The organism is Vagococcus sp. 211, assembly GCF_056322705.1.
Genome location: NZ_CM150475.1, coordinates 1,698,222 through 1,713,704 on the forward strand (window position 1 = coordinate 1,698,222; position 15,483 = coordinate 1,713,704).

General features: G+C 38.4%; 14 protein-coding genes. 7 read left to right on the top strand and 7 right to left on the bottom strand.

The window, feature by feature from the left end; all coding sequences use genetic code 11:
- Positions 1-7: 7 nt before the first annotated feature.
- Positions 8-1,321, bottom strand: a complete 1,314-nt coding sequence (locus ACVWM0_RS08200) for a YeeE/YedE family protein (RefSeq protein ID WP_476472153.1) — start codon at positions 1,319-1,321, stop codon at positions 8-10.
- A gap of 155 nt (positions 1,322-1,476) precedes the next feature.
- On the opposite strand from ACVWM0_RS08200, the gene ACVWM0_RS08205 reads away from it, so the two are divergent.
- The 6 genes from ACVWM0_RS08205 to ACVWM0_RS08230 all read left to right on the top strand — a co-directional run bounded on the left by ACVWM0_RS08205 (position 1,477) and on the right by ACVWM0_RS08230 (position 6,614).
- A complete protein-coding gene (locus ACVWM0_RS08205) occupies positions 1,477-2,340 on the top strand; it encodes a LysR family transcriptional regulator (protein ID WP_476472154.1) in 864 nt (287 codons plus the stop codon).
- A 99-nt stretch (positions 2,341-2,439) separates the two neighbouring features.
- A complete protein-coding gene (gene asnA, locus ACVWM0_RS08210) occupies positions 2,440-3,444 on the top strand; it encodes an aspartate--ammonia ligase (protein WP_476473695.1) in 1,005 nt (334 codons plus the stop codon).
- A 154-nt stretch (positions 3,445-3,598) separates the two neighbouring features.
- Entirely contained in the window at positions 3,599-3,967 is a 369-nt protein-coding gene (locus ACVWM0_RS08215; protein WP_476472155.1) for a GntR family transcriptional regulator, read from the top strand.
- Positions 3,964-4,818: an ATP-binding cassette domain-containing protein gene (locus ACVWM0_RS08220; RefSeq protein ID WP_476472156.1), complete on the top strand. Its 855-nt coding sequence runs from the start codon at positions 3,964-3,966 to the stop codon at positions 4,816-4,818. The genes ACVWM0_RS08215 and ACVWM0_RS08220 overlap by 4 nt, the downstream gene beginning before the upstream one ends.
- Positions 4,819-4,821: 3 nt before the next feature.
- Positions 4,822-5,553: a hypothetical protein gene (locus ACVWM0_RS08225; protein WP_476472157.1), complete on the top strand. Its 732-nt coding sequence runs from the start codon at positions 4,822-4,824 to the stop codon at positions 5,551-5,553.
- A gap of 104 nt (positions 5,554-5,657) precedes the next feature.
- On the top strand, positions 5,658-6,614 hold the full coding sequence (locus tag ACVWM0_RS08230; protein WP_476472158.1) for a dipeptidase: 957 nt from the start codon (positions 5,658-5,660) through the stop codon (positions 6,612-6,614).
- 36 nt (positions 6,615-6,650) lie between these two features.
- On the opposite strand, the gene ACVWM0_RS08235 is transcribed toward ACVWM0_RS08230, so the two are convergent.
- On the bottom strand, positions 6,651-8,033 hold the full coding sequence (locus ACVWM0_RS08235) for a phospholipase D-like domain-containing protein (protein WP_476472159.1): 1,383 nt from the start codon (positions 8,031-8,033) through the stop codon (positions 6,651-6,653).
- A 221-nt stretch (positions 8,034-8,254) separates the two neighbouring features.
- Between ACVWM0_RS08235 and ACVWM0_RS08240 the strand changes: the two genes are divergently transcribed.
- Positions 8,255-9,586, top strand: a complete 1,332-nt coding sequence (locus ACVWM0_RS08240; protein ID WP_476472160.1) for a M20 family metallopeptidase — start codon at positions 8,255-8,257, stop codon at positions 9,584-9,586.
- A 42-nt stretch (positions 9,587-9,628) separates the two neighbouring features.
- Here ACVWM0_RS08240 and rbsU read toward each other — a convergent pair whose 3' ends face one another.
- From rbsU to ACVWM0_RS08265, 5 genes are all read right to left on the bottom strand, one after another.
- The gene (gene rbsU / locus ACVWM0_RS08245; protein ID WP_476472161.1) at positions 9,629-10,510 is read right to left on the bottom strand and encodes a ribose/proton symporter RbsU; all 882 of its coding nucleotides are present in this window, start codon (positions 10,508-10,510) and stop codon (positions 9,629-9,631) included.
- Between the two features lie 38 nt (positions 10,511-10,548).
- Positions 10,549-11,454, bottom strand: coding sequence for a ribokinase (gene rbsK / locus ACVWM0_RS08250; protein WP_476472162.1), 906 nt, complete (start codon positions 11,452-11,454; stop codon positions 10,549-10,551).
- Between the two features lie 83 nt (positions 11,455-11,537).
- Positions 11,538-12,518 (bottom strand): ribose utilization transcriptional repressor RbsR, encoded by a 981-nt coding sequence (gene rbsR, locus ACVWM0_RS08255; RefSeq protein WP_476472163.1) that lies wholly within the window; start codon positions 12,516-12,518, stop codon positions 11,538-11,540.
- Between the two features lie 71 nt (positions 12,519-12,589).
- Positions 12,590-13,306, bottom strand: a complete 717-nt coding sequence (locus tag ACVWM0_RS08260) for a DNA alkylation repair protein (RefSeq protein WP_476472164.1) — start codon at positions 13,304-13,306, stop codon at positions 12,590-12,592.
- A gap of 192 nt (positions 13,307-13,498) precedes the next feature.
- Entirely contained in the window at positions 13,499-15,007 is a 1,509-nt protein-coding gene (locus ACVWM0_RS08265; protein WP_476472165.1) for a CAP domain-containing protein, read from the bottom strand.
- Positions 15,008-15,483 lie beyond the last annotated feature (476 nt).

Sequence of the window (15,483 nt, forward strand, 5' to 3'; positions counted from 1 at the left end):
GATTTTTTTATTTTTTTCTAGCTGCAGGAATTAAAGACATTTTTCCAGCAAATAGTTTCAAACTAATTAAACCACCAATTACCATCGCTGCCGCGAAAATCCAGCCTGAGATTGAGAAGGTTGAAATCGCTGAGTACATTGCTCCAGCGTTACATCCTTTGGCAAAACGAGCACCAAATCCCATTAACAAACCACCTGCTACAAAGTAAGGAATATCTCCTTTGTTTAACTTCATCGCAAACTTAAAGCGTCCTGCAAATAGGAAGGCTAAAGCTGCTCCGGCAACAATACCTAAGTTACGAATCGTTCCACCATTATTCAGTAGACCGCCATTCACGTCTTCTACAATTTTAGTAAAAGCAGGTGAACTAAATTTAACACCTAGTGGTTGTAATAACGCCACATTCAGTGTAGAGAAAGCACTGGTAACACCCCATGCTTTATGTGTGGTAATTAAGATGAACGTACAAACAACAGAGACTAGGATAGCTCCCATATTGAAAGTGAATCGTTCAATAAACAATTTGTGGTAGGTACTAAAACTGAATAAAGAGAATTCTTTTGCTTCTGTTGTTTCAAGAGGTTTTTCAAAATCCTCCCAATCTCCTTTTGGATCCATGTAGGTTCCTTCAGCCTTACGTTTTGATTCGTACTTCAATGTCATCCAGTAGATGACTGCCATAATGGCAATAGATACCACTAACGCTCCGAAGTAACCGACACTATCTGGTAAATAAGATTGAATCCCTACTTTACCTAGTGCTCCGTTATCAAACGTGTATCTCGCTAACTCACCTGGTGCTGATCCTAGAATAAAGAAGATAAAGACAAACATCGCACGCCCTTCCCCTTCACCCATATCCGTTAGCGTTCCTGATGCACACCCTCCAGCAAAAATCATCCCAATCCCGAATAAAATACCTCCGACAATGGTCGCTAGATTGGCAAATTGGACATTTTGTGTTCCTGGAATAATAACATCTCCTTCTAAGGCTCTAAAAGCTGGTACTGCACCATTAGCAGCTGCCATCCATTGAATACCAAAGAATAAGAACATCGTCACTAACAACATAACCAACAATGCTTTGGTTAAGCTTCCTTCGCCTCGGACATAAATTCGTTTAATCCCTCCGGCAAAGCCAAATCTTGTTCTTGTTAACACATACCCTAACAAAACACCTGAAAGCAATTGAATAGACAAAACGGCTTTTTGTGAACCTAGATAAGAGCTAAAGAATATTAATAATATCACAAGTACAAGTGCAATGAGCGGTTGCTTCTTATCAAAAGTCCCTACTTTACTAAAACTAGTCTGTTCCAAAATGATTTCCTCCTTTGTTATACTTTACACAACTTATTCTAGTGCAAAATATCACAAACGTAAAATCACAAAATATTATACATTTATAACATTTAGTAATAACAACTATAATTTTATGATATATTAGGTATACTAAGGTCGGGAGGCGTTATAAAATGTTGGATTATCGTTATGAAACTTTTTTATCCTTGGTTGAAACAAAGAGTTACACCAAAACAGCAAAACAGATTAACTTTACTCAACCAGCTGTCACAAAACATATTCAGTACATCGAAAAAGAACTCGGAACAACATTAGTCATCTTTAAAGATCGTCAATTAATTATTACCAATGAAGGCCAATATCTCTACGAAAAAATCAAATTTTTACAACAAGAAATTGTTGGGATCAAACAAGAAATGCTCAATCAAATCTCTTTAAAAATCGGAGCAAGTAAAACCATTGGAGAATATTACCTTCCAAAACGCTTGGAAAGTTTTAATCAAACCTTTGAAAAAGCTGAGGTCTCTCTAATGGTAGATAACACTTCTACTCTATTGAAACAACTGGATCGTCGGAAAATAGACTTAGCATTGGTCTCCGGTCCTGTCCAACAACCAGGGTTTGTTAAGGATGTATTTTACACAGATGACATTGTTTTATTTTGTTCAAACAATCACCATCTAGCAGGTAAAACCATCAAATTAGCTGACCTATTTTCTGAAACCATGGTCGCTCGGGAAAGCGAGTCTGGCTTATCGGAATCTCTTAATAAACAACTGCATCAACTTAATTACCGGTTATCTGATTTTCAACATGTTCAACGCGTCGGGAACATTAACCTTATTAAGCATTTGGTCAAACAAAATGAAGGTCTTTCCTTCTCTTATCGAACCTCTATTCAACAAGATTTAACCGAGGGGCGTTTTTCAACCGTCACCATGACAGACTTTTCTCCACAACAAGATTTTTATGTGGTCAGACAAAACGAGCAAGAGCTCAACCAAGCCACTCGCTATTTTATAGACCGTTTAAAATAATTATTGCTTTAAAATCAGTTATTTAGTCATTCCACCTTTAAAAAATAACAATCTATGTTAAAATAGATTAAAAATTAATTAGAAAGCAGTGGATGACTTATTACTAAAACAATTATTCCGACAGATTACGAATCCGTATTATCTGTTTACGACACACAAACAGCCATCGGTTTTATTAAACGATGTTTCGAAGAAGCTCTAACAGGAAGCTTAAAATTAAAACGTGTTTCAGCACCACTTTTTGTGGATGATGCTTCAGGCTTAAACGACAACCTTAGCGGAAGTGAGCGTCCGGTGACTTTCGATGTTCCTGCTCTTAATACTAATGGTGAGGTCGTTCATTCTTTAGCTAAATGGAAACGCGTGGCTTTAAAACAATACGATTTCCATGATGGGAATGGTTTATATGCAGATATGAACGCCATCCGAAGAGATGAGACCCTAGACAATCTTCATTCTATTTATGTGGATCAATGGGACTGGGAACGTGTGATTACAAGAGAACAACGCAGCATAGAGTACTTAAAACAGACCGTTCAAGGCTTGGTCAATGCCATGGTTGAAACCGCAAGTCGCCTTAAAACAAAATACCCAAGTCTTGATGTGCACATTGATCCTAACGTTTCCTTTATTACAAGTCAGGAATTATTAGATTTATACCCTGATTTATCTTCAAAAGACAGAGAACATGCCTATGTTAAAGAGCATCCGACGACCTTTATTATTCAAATCGGGAACACGTTAAGCCACGGGGAACCTCATGATCACCGAGCACCCGATTATGACGATTGGTTGCTGAACGGAGACCTGCTTTTCTGGCATGCTCCTTTAGCCTGTGCCATGGAACTTTCAAGCATGGGGATCCGAGTAGATAGCGATTCCCTACAACGTCAATTAATCGAAGCCAAAGCAACAGACCGTTTAGCCTTCACATACCACCAACACGTTGTGAACGATGAACTACCTTTAACCATTGGTGGCGGAATTGGGCAAAGTCGCATGTGTATGCTGTTACTACAAAAAGCACACATCGGGGAAGTACAAGTTTCTTTGTGGGATGAAGAAACCGTTACATCTTGTCAAAATAAAATCATCCTACTATAAAATGACCACACAAATACCCCTTAAGAACACGATGTTCTTAAGGGGTATTTTTTTGTTTCTTTCTTTAACAACAACTAAATAACTGTTGACATTTAATCTCGACGGATATATAGTTAGTTACACAACCAACTAACCAGTTAACTGAGGTGATAATATGAATTTTAACGATGCTAGCGACAAACCGCTCTTTCAACAAGTGGCTGAACAAATCAGGGAAGGCATTCTTAACGGTACCTTTAAAGAAGAGGAACAAATCCCTTCTACCACAGAGATTTCAAAGGCTTACCACATTAACCCTGCCACTGTATTAAAGGGGATGAACTTACTTGTTGAACAAGAATTAATAGAGAAAAAAAGAGGGATTGGCATGTTTGTACGACAAGGAGCCCAAAAGAAAATCATGGCTCACAAAAAGGAAGAATTTTTAACTAAAGACGTTTTATTACTTATTCAAGAAGCAAAAAAATTAGGCATTACATCTCAAGAATTACTAGACTTAATAGAAAGAGGGTATCATTCATGACACTAAGCATTCAGCATTTAACTAAAACGTACCGTGATAAAGCGGCTCTAAATGACGTTACTCTGACTATAAAACCCCATACTATTTATGGCCTATTAGGACGTAACGGAGCTGGAAAAAGTACTTTACTTAACATGATTAATAACCGTAGTTTACCCACTAAAGGTAAAATTGAATTGAACCAACAAAATGTGATAGACAACGAAAAAGCCCTTCGTCACCTTTATCTCATGAGTGAGGATAACTTATATCCTTCTACCATGAAGATCAAAGACATGTTCAAGATAAGCGAGGCTTTTTATGGCTCTTTTGATTGGGAGCTTGCAGAAAAAATGAGAACCGACTTTGATTTACCTATCAAAAAACAAGTCAGAAAATTATCAACAGGCTATCGCAGCATTGCTAAATTAATTGTAGCTTTATGTGTTCCTTGTGATTATATTTTTCTAGATGAACCCGTTTTAGGACTCGATGCCAATCACCGAGAGCTGTTCTATTCATTCTTATTAGAGTCTTACGAAGTACGACCTCGCACCTTTGTCATTTCCACTCACCTCATCGAAGAAATTAGTCATTTACTAGAAGAGGTTATTATTGTGGATAGAGGACGGATCAAACAACAAGCAAGCATCGATGCTATTCTGACCTCTGCTAAGATCATCTCTGGTCCTAAGGAAGACTTATTACCATTTATCGGCACGCTTCCTGTCATAGGTAAAGAAGAATTAGGCAACTTACTCACACTTTATACACAAGGAACGTTGGCTGATAATCTACCCGATACTATCACCGTAAAACCTTTACCACTGCAACAATACTTTATTCAATTAACTCAGAAAGGAAGACGATAAACCATGACTTTCATAACCGCTGTTAAATACCGATTAACTTATCAATTAAAATCACTTCTGTACTTTTTTGGGTACCTTGCCTTCTTTAGCGTTCTATTTCCTGTCATAGGTATTCTTGCTTCTGGGTCTGCAGAGTCCATTCATTCAGATATTCTATTTGCATCTGTCATTTATTTTTGGGTGATAGCCTTTGTTGGAGCCGCTTCAGACTTCAAATTATTTATCCAAAACAGTGTCTCACGCTTTACTATTTTTTGGTCCAATATCATCAGTTCTTTCATTATCTCTGCTATCACTTCCATTATCTTAATTCTGATTGTTAAGCTCCTTGACGGATTGGTACTAAAAAATCTCTCCGTTAGCTTAAAACTCGTGGATATTTACGCTAACGGACATATGGGGATTGGCTTGTCTTTCCTACTTGTCCTTCTCATGTTCGCTAGCACATTAGGTACTTTAGCCGGAACATTTAATGACCGATTTTCTAAGACGACTAAACTATTGGTGATATTAGGGATCATTATGATTCCTTCTATTCTTGGTATTTCCTTAAATTTACTAGGTGCAGAAGTCAGAGCACATCTCTTAGATGTCTTAAGTCTTCTTGTTGGCTATTCAAAAGATGGCATGAAAGTCATTCCTATTATATTAACTCTGTTAGTGATGACAGGTATAAGCGCACTCCTCACCTTCCTCTTCAATCGCAACAGAGAAATCAAGCGTATCAACGCGTAAAAAGAGCCTTCACGGGCTCTTTTTTAATCTTATTTTAATTTTATCATTGGATTTTAACCTTTTATCTGATAGCATAGAACCAATACAACTTTGGAGGTTATCTAATGAAAATAATTGATATGCATTGTGATACTATTACACGGCTCGACAAGGAAACACGGTTAAGAAGCAATGAGCTACAATTAGATTTACTTAGAATGTCAGAGCACAACGTGGCGTTACAAAATTTTGCTATTTTTTTAGACAAAGAAAATGAAACAACGCCTTATGAAACATGCCATCATTTCATTGATATCTATCAGCAAGAATTAACAGATAACAGTGATTTAATCGCTCCTGTCCTGACGTTCCAAGATTACTTAGAGAATCAAAAAGCAGGGAAAATGAGCGGTTTATTAACAATGGAGGAAGGCGCGCCTATTGGAGACACTCTCCACACTCTCCACGAATTCTACGAACAAGGGGTCAGAATGCTGACTCTTACTTGGAACTATGAAAACGCCATTGGTTTTCCTAACATGATGTTTGCTGATAATAAAAAAGAACGCATCACATCTCGTCAAAAAGGCCTCACCTCTTTTGGTACGGATGTAGTTAAAGCCATGAATGAAATGGGAATGATTATTGATGTGTCTCACGGCTCCGATCAATTGGTAAAAGATGTGTTAACCCACACCTCAGCCCCCTTTGTGGCGAGTCACTCCAACGTACGAGAGGAGTGTTTCCATTCACGTAATTTACCCAATGATTTAATCAAAGAGATTGCCAATCGTGGAGGTGTCATGGGGATTAATTTTTCAAGAGACTTCTTAACAAAACAGCCTCAAGAATCATTGATTGATGCCATTGTCAGACATATTACTGCGTTTAAAAAGATTGGTGGTATTGAGTGTGTGGGCCTAGGCTCCGACTTTGATGGTATCCCAATTGATCCTGAATTAGCAGATATCTCTAAAGTCGAGTTGATCCACACAGCCCTCACTAAAGCTGGTTTCTCACAAAACGAATGCGAAAAAATCTTTTTTGGTAACGTGGAACGCTTGTATCAGGAGATTCTATAAAAGCAAAAGAAAAAACCTCCTAAACAGGGGGTTTTTTTATAAGAACAGGCGTATCACAGGACTAATAAGACTAAATAGAAGCAACAACATTTGTTTAAAGAAACTAACTTTGCTCTCTTCTACCTTATCTGATTCAGCATAAGAGAACAAGCCAGTAGCTTTTAGACTTTGATTTTCGTAATCTTTCATAATACTTTGTAACTGATCTGCTCCCCCTTTACTCTTCACGATAACCATGTTTTCATGACTTAGAAAAGCAGAGCGTGAATCCGTATTAAGCGAACCAATACCAAAGACAGTATCATCAACGGCAAAAGCTTTTTGATGAATGGAATCTTTGGATTGAAATTCCCAAATGTTTCCCATTTTCTGTAATGTTTTTTTCTGTGTAAGATACCCTCCAAAAGCAAAAATATTAGGCGATGTCCCTCCTGAATTCGTATAGACAGTGAATTCTCTCTCTTTTGGTATATGGACAAAAGACCACATCGGGTTTGTCATAACAACATAAGGACTCATTAATTCCACGTGTTTTTCTGACTGATTCATCAAGTGCGTCATTTGTTGCCAGACCACTGGTACTTTGACAAGTTGATCCGTGGGATTATGTACGAGATACCCTTTATCTACCTCGAATAAAGCCATGTTATCCAACACCTTGTGCTGAAGCAACACCTTATTTCGCTCCCGTGATTGCTCTATTCCCGCTTGGTATTCTCTTTCTTTTTTTCTTTTTTTAGAGGAATCTGGATAATCTTTCACCACTTTCCCAGACTGACTCATCCATAGCTCATTAAAATAGGTCTTTCCTTGAAACAAGACGCCCTCTTTTGATCTATCACCATCCGATTGGATGACCACATCCATATCTCTTGTTACCCCTTTGGTTTCTGAGGGAATCATAAAGCGATCTGAGATATTACGTCCGGAAGATAATAAGTAGCTATCATCCACAATCAACAACTTATCATGCACCACATTGTTCATTTCCCAAGGCTTTAATAAATTAATACCACCAATTTGTTTTATTTCCACATTATCATACCCAGTCAATAGTTGAAGTGAAGAACTCTCTCTTGTGTTATTAGACAACCCGTTAACAATCAGTTGAATCTTAACACCACGTTTGGCTGCTGATGCTAAGTGATCAATGACGAGTAGACCTGCATCATCAGGACTAATCGTGTATTGTGCGAGCAACAGTTGCTCTTGCGCCTTATCAATCAATTCTAACCTTAAAGGCAACGCATCTTCTATAAGATGTGTCATTCCTACATATTCTTTCGCTGTGCTTTGTTCTTGAAAAGACGCTAAATCATAAGGAGAAATGTTGGACGCTTCTTTTGTTGCTTGATTAATCCTAACGTACGTGAATCCTATGACACTTAAAACAGCATATAACACGTATACTATCAGCACCCAACCCACTCCTTTCTTTATTCTTTTTACTGACAACATCAGACACCTTCTTTATTTCATCTCTGTTTCTAATAAAACATAACAAGCTTCCTCTTCTTTTTCAAGCCATTCGATTATCCTACTAATTTTTTAATAAAAATAAAAGAGTTAGTCTCATAGTAATAACATGCTATACTAATCACTATATCATTTAAACCACCTAACGAAAGGACGTGTGTCTTATGACCTCATTTATTCAACCGCACCATCAAACAAGCGCGATTCATACCTTACAACGCTTAATTCGTATTCCTTCGTATTTACAAGATAGTGAACCAGGTGCTCCCTTTGGCCAAGATGTGCTTCATTGTCTGAAAGAATGCCTTACTATTTTTGAAGAAGAAGGGTTCAAAACCTTTATTGACCCAGAAGGCTATTATGGCTATGCCGATATCGGAACAGGAGAAGAAATTTTTGGTATTCTTTGTCATTTAGACGTCGTCCCTGCCGGAGATGAACAATTATGGCACTCTCCCCCTTTTGAAGGAACCATTATAGAGGATAGTATTGTCGGACGTGGCACACAAGATGATAAAGGGCCCACAGTTGCGGCTCTTTATGCTGTTAAAGGGATTTTAGATAGCGGTGCTACATTCAATAAAACCATTCGTTTCATTTTTGGAACCGATGAAGAGAACTTGTGGCGCTGTATGGCACAATACCACAAAAAAGAGCAACCCATCACATTAGGTATTGCTCCTGATGCTGGTTTCCCTTTAACCTATGCTGAAAAAGGACTACTCCAGGCCTATTTAGTGGGGGAAGGGAGTACAGCGTTTCATGTTTCAAGTGGCAACGCCCTGAACGTTGTCCCTGAACAGGCTTGCTACAAAGGTCCTCATTCTAAGGAAATAGCTGAAGAATTGACTCGTTTAGGCTATGACTATGAGACAACAAATGAGGCGATCCTTGTTAAAGGGCACTCCATTCATTCAAAAGATGCCCCTCTTGGTGTCAACGCTGGGATACGCTTAGCAGAAGGAATGATACCCCATCATCAACACGAGGCCCTTAGCTTCTTAGCCAATTGTGTCCAACATGACGGTCACGGATACACTGTTATTGGTGACATAAAGGACGAGGCGTCAGGTAGCTTAACGTTCAACGCAGCCACACTTTCTATTGATGAAAAAGAAACACGTATCGGACTAGACATTCGTATCCCTGTGACTGTAGACAAAGACACCGTCGTTGCGGCTCTTAAAGAAACAGCTTCTAAGTACCAGTTAACTTACGAAGAATATGACTTTTTGGACTCCTTGTATGTCCCACTCGAGTCTGAACTGGTGACAACCCTACTTAGCGCTTACCGCGATGTCACTGGGGACATGAGTGAACCAAAAGTATCTGGCGGTGCCACATTTGCCAGAACCATGCCCAATTGCGTGGCATTTGGTGCTACCTTTAAACACACAATAGACACCATGCACCAACCAAACGAAACATGGCAACTAGCCGAAATGAACCAAACCATGGCCATCTATGCAGAAGCCATCTACCGCTTATGCTGTTAACAAAAAAGACGTTACCGACTTCCTGTCGATAACGTCTTTTGTTTATATTAATACAGTCATAGTAGCGGCAATTAAAATCAGTGCCAAACCTACCAATGTCACTCGCATTTCTTTTTTGCTCTTCTTCTGACCTAGGAACCAAATACCTGTCAATGTAGCCAAGACAACAGATGTTTGAGATAGAATAAAGCCTGTTGCTAACCCGTTCATATCTGGTTGAGCAGAAATAAGATACGTCAACGCGGCAAAAGCAAAGAAAAAACCTGAGATAATGTGTTGATAAGATACCGCTTCTTTAAACGCCCAGGTTTCTTTAGGCGACTTAACAAAACTGTATCCTGTGGCAATAATCATCATCCCAATCGCTTGAGGTAAAAAGGCATCCATGCCTGTTAAACGACTGGCTTGTGGTGCTGCAGAATAGGTAAGATAACCAATTTCTCCCACAGCTAAAAGAAGCACCGCTTTTTTCAACTTCGACGCATTTCCAACGTCTTTTTTTTCCGACCAAACCGTCATGGTTGCCCCCACAATAATCAAGACTAAGGCCAACGTACCAATCAATTTAGCTGTCACTCCTGGCCAATTGCCAAGCACTAACACGCCCCATAAAGAAGCTGCCACTAACTGAAACGCCGTTGTTATCGGCATTGCCCGTGATGACCCCACTAATCCAAAAGATTTGAAGGTAAAAATCTGGGCACTCGCCCAACCTGCACCCGATAATATGCCTAACAATAAATCTGTTCCCATTGGTAAACTTAATCCTTTTACTTGAACCAAAATTAATGCGAATATCAATGTCCCAAGACAAGATCCTAACAATTGATTCACAGGTTTTCCGCCAATTTTAGTCGCAATAGTTGGGTACAGCCCCCACCCAATAAGTGGTCCTAACCCAATTAATAATGCCGTCATGTTCATGCTGCCACTCAGCCTTTCTTATGGTGTTCTATAGTATATTACTTCACTAAATCCTTCGTATAAGGTATAGAGGGTTGTGCGCCGTGACCTTGCACTGTCACAGAAGAGGCTAGATTCCCAAACATAACCGCCTCCTCTATGTTACTCAAGTCGTTTGACAACACACTAGTCAACGCGCCAATAAACGTGTCCCCAGCCGCTGTCGTATCCACAGGTGTCACCTTTAAAGCGGGCACTTTTTTTTGTTGACCACGTGCTGAATAAAAGGCTCCCTTACTTCCAAGAGTGATGATTACCCCACCTATTCCCAGTTCATGGAAATACCTCGCTGCCTCTTGTAAGTCTGCGTCATTTTTTATCTCAATCCCAGTTAAAATATGCGTTTCTGTTTCATTTGGTATAATCACATCTGTTAAAGCTAGTAACTCTAACGGTACTTCCTTACGTCCTGGAGCCGGATTTAAAACCGTCATCACTTGAGCTTCACGACCTAACCCAAAGGCTTCCACTGTGCTATCTATACTACTTTCAAATTGAGCAATGACGGTGTCACTCTCTTGAATTAATGCTCTATGCTCAAAAACATCTGCAGGGGTGATACTCCCATTAGCTCCCGAATGAATCACAATACTATTCTCACCCTGATCATCTACAGTAATAAATGCTTGACCTGTGCTACCTTCTAACACAGCAATTCCTGCTGTATTTAAGCCCTCTTCACGGAGTAAGTCCATCATTTGATTGCCTGCCGCGTCTTTTCCAACCGCACCAATAAAAGCCACTTCTGCCCCTAATCGTTTAGCGGCGACCCCTTGATTGGCACCCTTGCCTCCCCCAGCTAAAGCCAACCCTGTACTATGGCATGTTTCTCCTGGTTTAGCTAAGGTATTGACTCTTAACGTTGTGTCTAAGTTAATGCTTCCCACAATGGTAATTTTTTTCATTTTATTGCCTCCTAATGATATAACAGACTTTATTAAAACGTTTTAATTATTCAGATAAAATATAGCATACGCCCCTTCATATTTCAAGCGTATGCTGTAGAATCTCGTATCACAAGATGTACGGGCAATGTTTCAATAACTTTGGCTCGGTCTGGTTCCTCAATACGTTGGAGTAACACTTCTGCTGTCCTTTGCCCTAATTCAAAAGTAGGTTGAGCAATTGTTGTGAGTTGCGGCGTCACTACTTCACACATATCAATGTTATCGTACCCTATCACGCTATAATCCTCAGGGATTCTTTTATTCCCTTGCATCATTCCCAAGTAAACCCCAAAAGCAATTTCATCATTGATAGCAAAAATACCTGTCACCTCTGATGCTACAATCAAAGGAACCGCCTGTTTTCCCCCTTCTTTTGTCAAGTCTGAAGACAGACGAACAATGTGCGACATGCCAAACTCATTAATAAATCCGTCATAACGTTGTTGAATGTTTGTCGGTGGATTATCTGGCAGTAGTACCGCCACTTTTTTATGGTTTAATTCCTTCAGATGTTTCGCAGCTAAGGAACCGCCTTCATAATCATCCGTCATAATGGCATCACTGTTGCCTTCATGCTTCTTTTGATCCAATACAATAAAAGGTGTGGTCATCGTGTCCACAATTACATCCGTTGCAATATCTGGGCTAGCGATGATATAACCATCGACCCCTCGTCTACTGAGCTCAATTAGAGGATCCACCTCGTTGGAGTAACTATGTGCTGTATGACACAACATGGTCATAAAATTCTGTTTATATAACACATCCTCAATCCCTTTAACTAAAAAGGCAAAAAAAGGATCACTGATATCAGGAACTAAGACACCAATAGTCTTACTCTTTTTCATGATCATGCGCTGGGCAAAATAATCTGGCTGATAATTCAGTTGTTGCTTCACCTCTAGTACTTTTTTTACTGTTTTAGGACTAAAACTTGCCTCTTTACCATTCAGAATTTGTGACACCGTAGAAATGGACACACCTGATTCCTTAGCCACATCTTTAATCGTCACTTTTTTCATTCTGCTGGCCCCCTTTATCTCGTTCTATTCCTTGTCATTGTACCCCATCCTGTGAGGGTTTACTATCCTATTTATTCCTTAATACTATCTAAAAAATGCTTCATATTATCCATATCAACCTTTTGACTGCTGGTTAGATGTTTCGATTCCTTAATTTTTTGGACTGTTTTTTTCTTCGTCCAAGTATTAAGCGTGGCATATTTAAGTAATAATATGACTTTGTCTGGACGAATAAAATAAATCACAGAAAGGTACCAAGCAACGGACATTTTAGCGTAATAATCCTCTAAGGGTAATTCCTGAATAAAACCAATCCCCGTATCAAGGTACTCTGGTGAGGCAAAATGTTCTAACAACATCACCGCCACAAATCGTTGCGTAAACTCATCCCGTGATTGCGTGCATTCTTTTAATAAGGGAAGATACGTGGCGTCCACATCTTTAATATATTTACAAAACGTATCACAATGGCTCCAATTATTAATCTCTGGTAAAAAATCTCTAATCAGCTCATATTTTTCATCCATGGGCCAATTTCCTTGACCAATTAGTAACCCCTTAACCATAGTCTCTTCAAAGGATTCCCCCTTAAATTGACGTAACCAATCGATAGATAGAGGGTCTTTTAATAAGTGTTTGACTAAACGGTGCAATTTTGGCAATCTTACTCCTTCAATATCTGCAACACCCGGTAATAATCGCATGGAAAATAACCGGTAAGACGCTTCCTTCTCTTGCTCAATGTACTCTCTAATTAAAGAGGTTGGATTCATCATATGATCATCCATCCCTATCAACTCCCTGTCCTTAGTCACCCTCATCATACGCTAGTTTTTTCATCCTCTCAACCGTTCTTTATAAATAAAAAAACACACCCTTGCGTTAGATGTTGTCGTGCACCCTTAAATCTTAGCTTTTAAAGGTACTCTGTTTCTTTCTAACGTATTAGGTGTGTCTTTGCTCTTTTTTACTCTAGGCTATTAGCCTTCTTTTGAAAAAATTTGAGCCCCAAATATTTCTCCATTGGCTTCATAAAAACCATAGCCTACAGTGTTAAATCCACTTGTTAACATATTGTCTCTATGTCCAGGTGACTTCATCCATTGATTGAATAGACGATTGGCAATATCTTTACCATCTGTATAGCTATAGGTGTTACTTGCGATATTTTCCCCAACACTCCATAGATCAAAGTTAGGTTTCACTTCATTAATGACGCGATACCATTTATAACCATCTGGACGAGTGTGTGAGAAATAAACTTCTGTCTCATAAGCTCTAATACTTGCAGATTCAGTTAAGTAATCTCTTTGAACTAAAGGTTGAAGTCCATGTTTTCTTCGTTCTTGGTTCACTAAACGATGCATTTCTTCTTGTGCTAATTGTTCATCACGAGAACTTAAAATATGTGTCGCTTTAGGTTGTCTTCCAGCGCTTGTGGCACTAGCATTCAGATACCCACGCCAAATACCATGTTGATCATATAGTGAATAATAGGTTGCCCCGTTACTATGTTCATAGCGACCTCTTGCTTCGTACGTTTGACCATGCATATTAGTTGTATTCCCTTTGGTTTTCCAATTAAAATTTTGGTAAAGAGAATAATTTTTCTTTGAGATGGTGACATAACGGCCATCTGCTATATAATTTCCTTGAGGTTTATTTGATACAACCACGTTTGATACAGCTTTCGAATTCACATATCCTTGCCATTGGTCCTTTGCATCATATATAGAATAGTAAGAACTACCGTTAAAATGGTCGTATCGTCCCTTTGCAGTGAACGTTTGACCATATAAATTACGACTCATATTTTTAACTTTCCAATTGAAATTACTAAAAATTTTAAAATTATTACTTGTCATTTTAATTTTTCGACCATCTGAAATATATGGTCCTTGTATATTGGTTATTTTAGTTGCCTTTGCATTTAGGTATCCCACCCATTGAGAGTTATTATTATACAAAGAATAGTAAACGTTCCCATTGTTATGGTGGTACCTACCTTTAGCTAATAATATTTGACCATAATATGAATCAGTTGTATTTTTTCTTTTCCAACTAAAGTTTTGCCAAATAGCATTTCCTTTTTTAGTGATCTGAACATAGCTCCCATCTGAAATATAAGGACCTTGTGGAACGGATGCTGACGCAGCTTTCGCTTTAGGTACAACAGCTCTCACCTTAGGCGTTGCTACTGTTTGTTTTGACGCGGCCTTCGTACGCGGTTGTGCTGCTGGTTTTACTGGCACATCTCTTACTGTTTGTGACTCTTTCGTTTTAGAGAGACTACTTTCTTCAGAAACCGCTGTCGTCTCTTCCTCTTCAGCAGATTGATTAGAAAAAGGTACTTCTTCGCTGGAATTCTGTACACTCTCAACAATAATCACATCTTGACTCACTTCTGTTTCTTCCATAGCGTCAACGTTGGTTACCGAACAACCCAAAGACACCAATAAACTTAAGTATAAAAATGTTCTCTTTTTCATGTTACCTCTCCTTTAATCAATGTATTTGTATATACATATAGTATAACCTTTTTCAGCGAGATTGTGAAAGTTTTTATTACTTTTATTAAACTTTCACTCTCTAAAAAATTAATTAACTACAACTATAAAGATGTTATACCATCTTTATACACTTAAATGTCAATAAAATATACAACTCATTCTATTTCACAAGTCTAATTACTCTTGATTTTTATATTTTTAAAGAGAAATAAAACAAAAAACACCTTATTACATTTAATATAACAACACTTATTTAATTTTATAGTTAATTAAATAGTTATAAAAGACATTAACAATCATCTTCGCCTCTAAAAATAATGATCATTGCTTGTATTTTAATATCAACAAACTCTTATTATTATCTATATAAAGATAATTTATTACACAACTACTATGTTTTATGAACAAAATAGGGACATTTTTGTTTTTTTAGACAAAAAAACAGCGAACTCGGC

Bases quoted from the DNA above. Each gene is read 5' to 3' on its own strand.
- ACVWM0_RS08205 (WP_476472154.1), top strand. From the start codon at position 1,477: ATGTTGGATTATCGTTATGAAACTTTTTTATCCTTGGTTGAAACAAAG.
- ACVWM0_RS08215 (WP_476472155.1), top strand. From the start codon at position 3,599: ATGAATTTTAACGATGCTAGCGACAAACCGCTCTTTCAACAAGTGGCT.
- ACVWM0_RS08220 (WP_476472156.1), top strand. From the start codon at position 3,964: ATGACACTAAGCATTCAGCATTTAACTAAAACGTACCGTGATAAAGCG.
- ACVWM0_RS08225 (WP_476472157.1), top strand. From the start codon at position 4,822: ATGACTTTCATAACCGCTGTTAAATACCGATTAACTTATCAATTAAAA.
- ACVWM0_RS08230 (WP_476472158.1), top strand. From the start codon at position 5,658: ATGAAAATAATTGATATGCATTGTGATACTATTACACGGCTCGACAAG.
- ACVWM0_RS08240 (WP_476472160.1), top strand. From the start codon at position 8,255: ATGACCTCATTTATTCAACCGCACCATCAAACAAGCGCGATTCATACC.
- rbsU (WP_476472161.1), bottom strand. From the start codon at position 10,510: ATGAACATGACGGCATTATTAATTGGGTTAGGACCACTTATTGGGTGG.
- rbsK (WP_476472162.1), bottom strand. From the start codon at position 11,454: ATGAAAAAAATTACCATTGTGGGAAGCATTAACTTAGACACAACGTTA.
- rbsR (WP_476472163.1), bottom strand. From the start codon at position 12,518: ATGAAAAAAGTGACGATTAAAGATGTGGCTAAGGAATCAGGTGTGTCC.
- ACVWM0_RS08260 (WP_476472164.1), bottom strand. From the start codon at position 13,306: ATGGATGATCATATGATGAATCCAACCTCTTTAATTAGAGAGTACATT.
- ACVWM0_RS08265 (WP_476472165.1), bottom strand. From the start codon at position 15,007: ATGAAAAAGAGAACATTTTTATACTTAAGTTTATTGGTGTCTTTGGGT.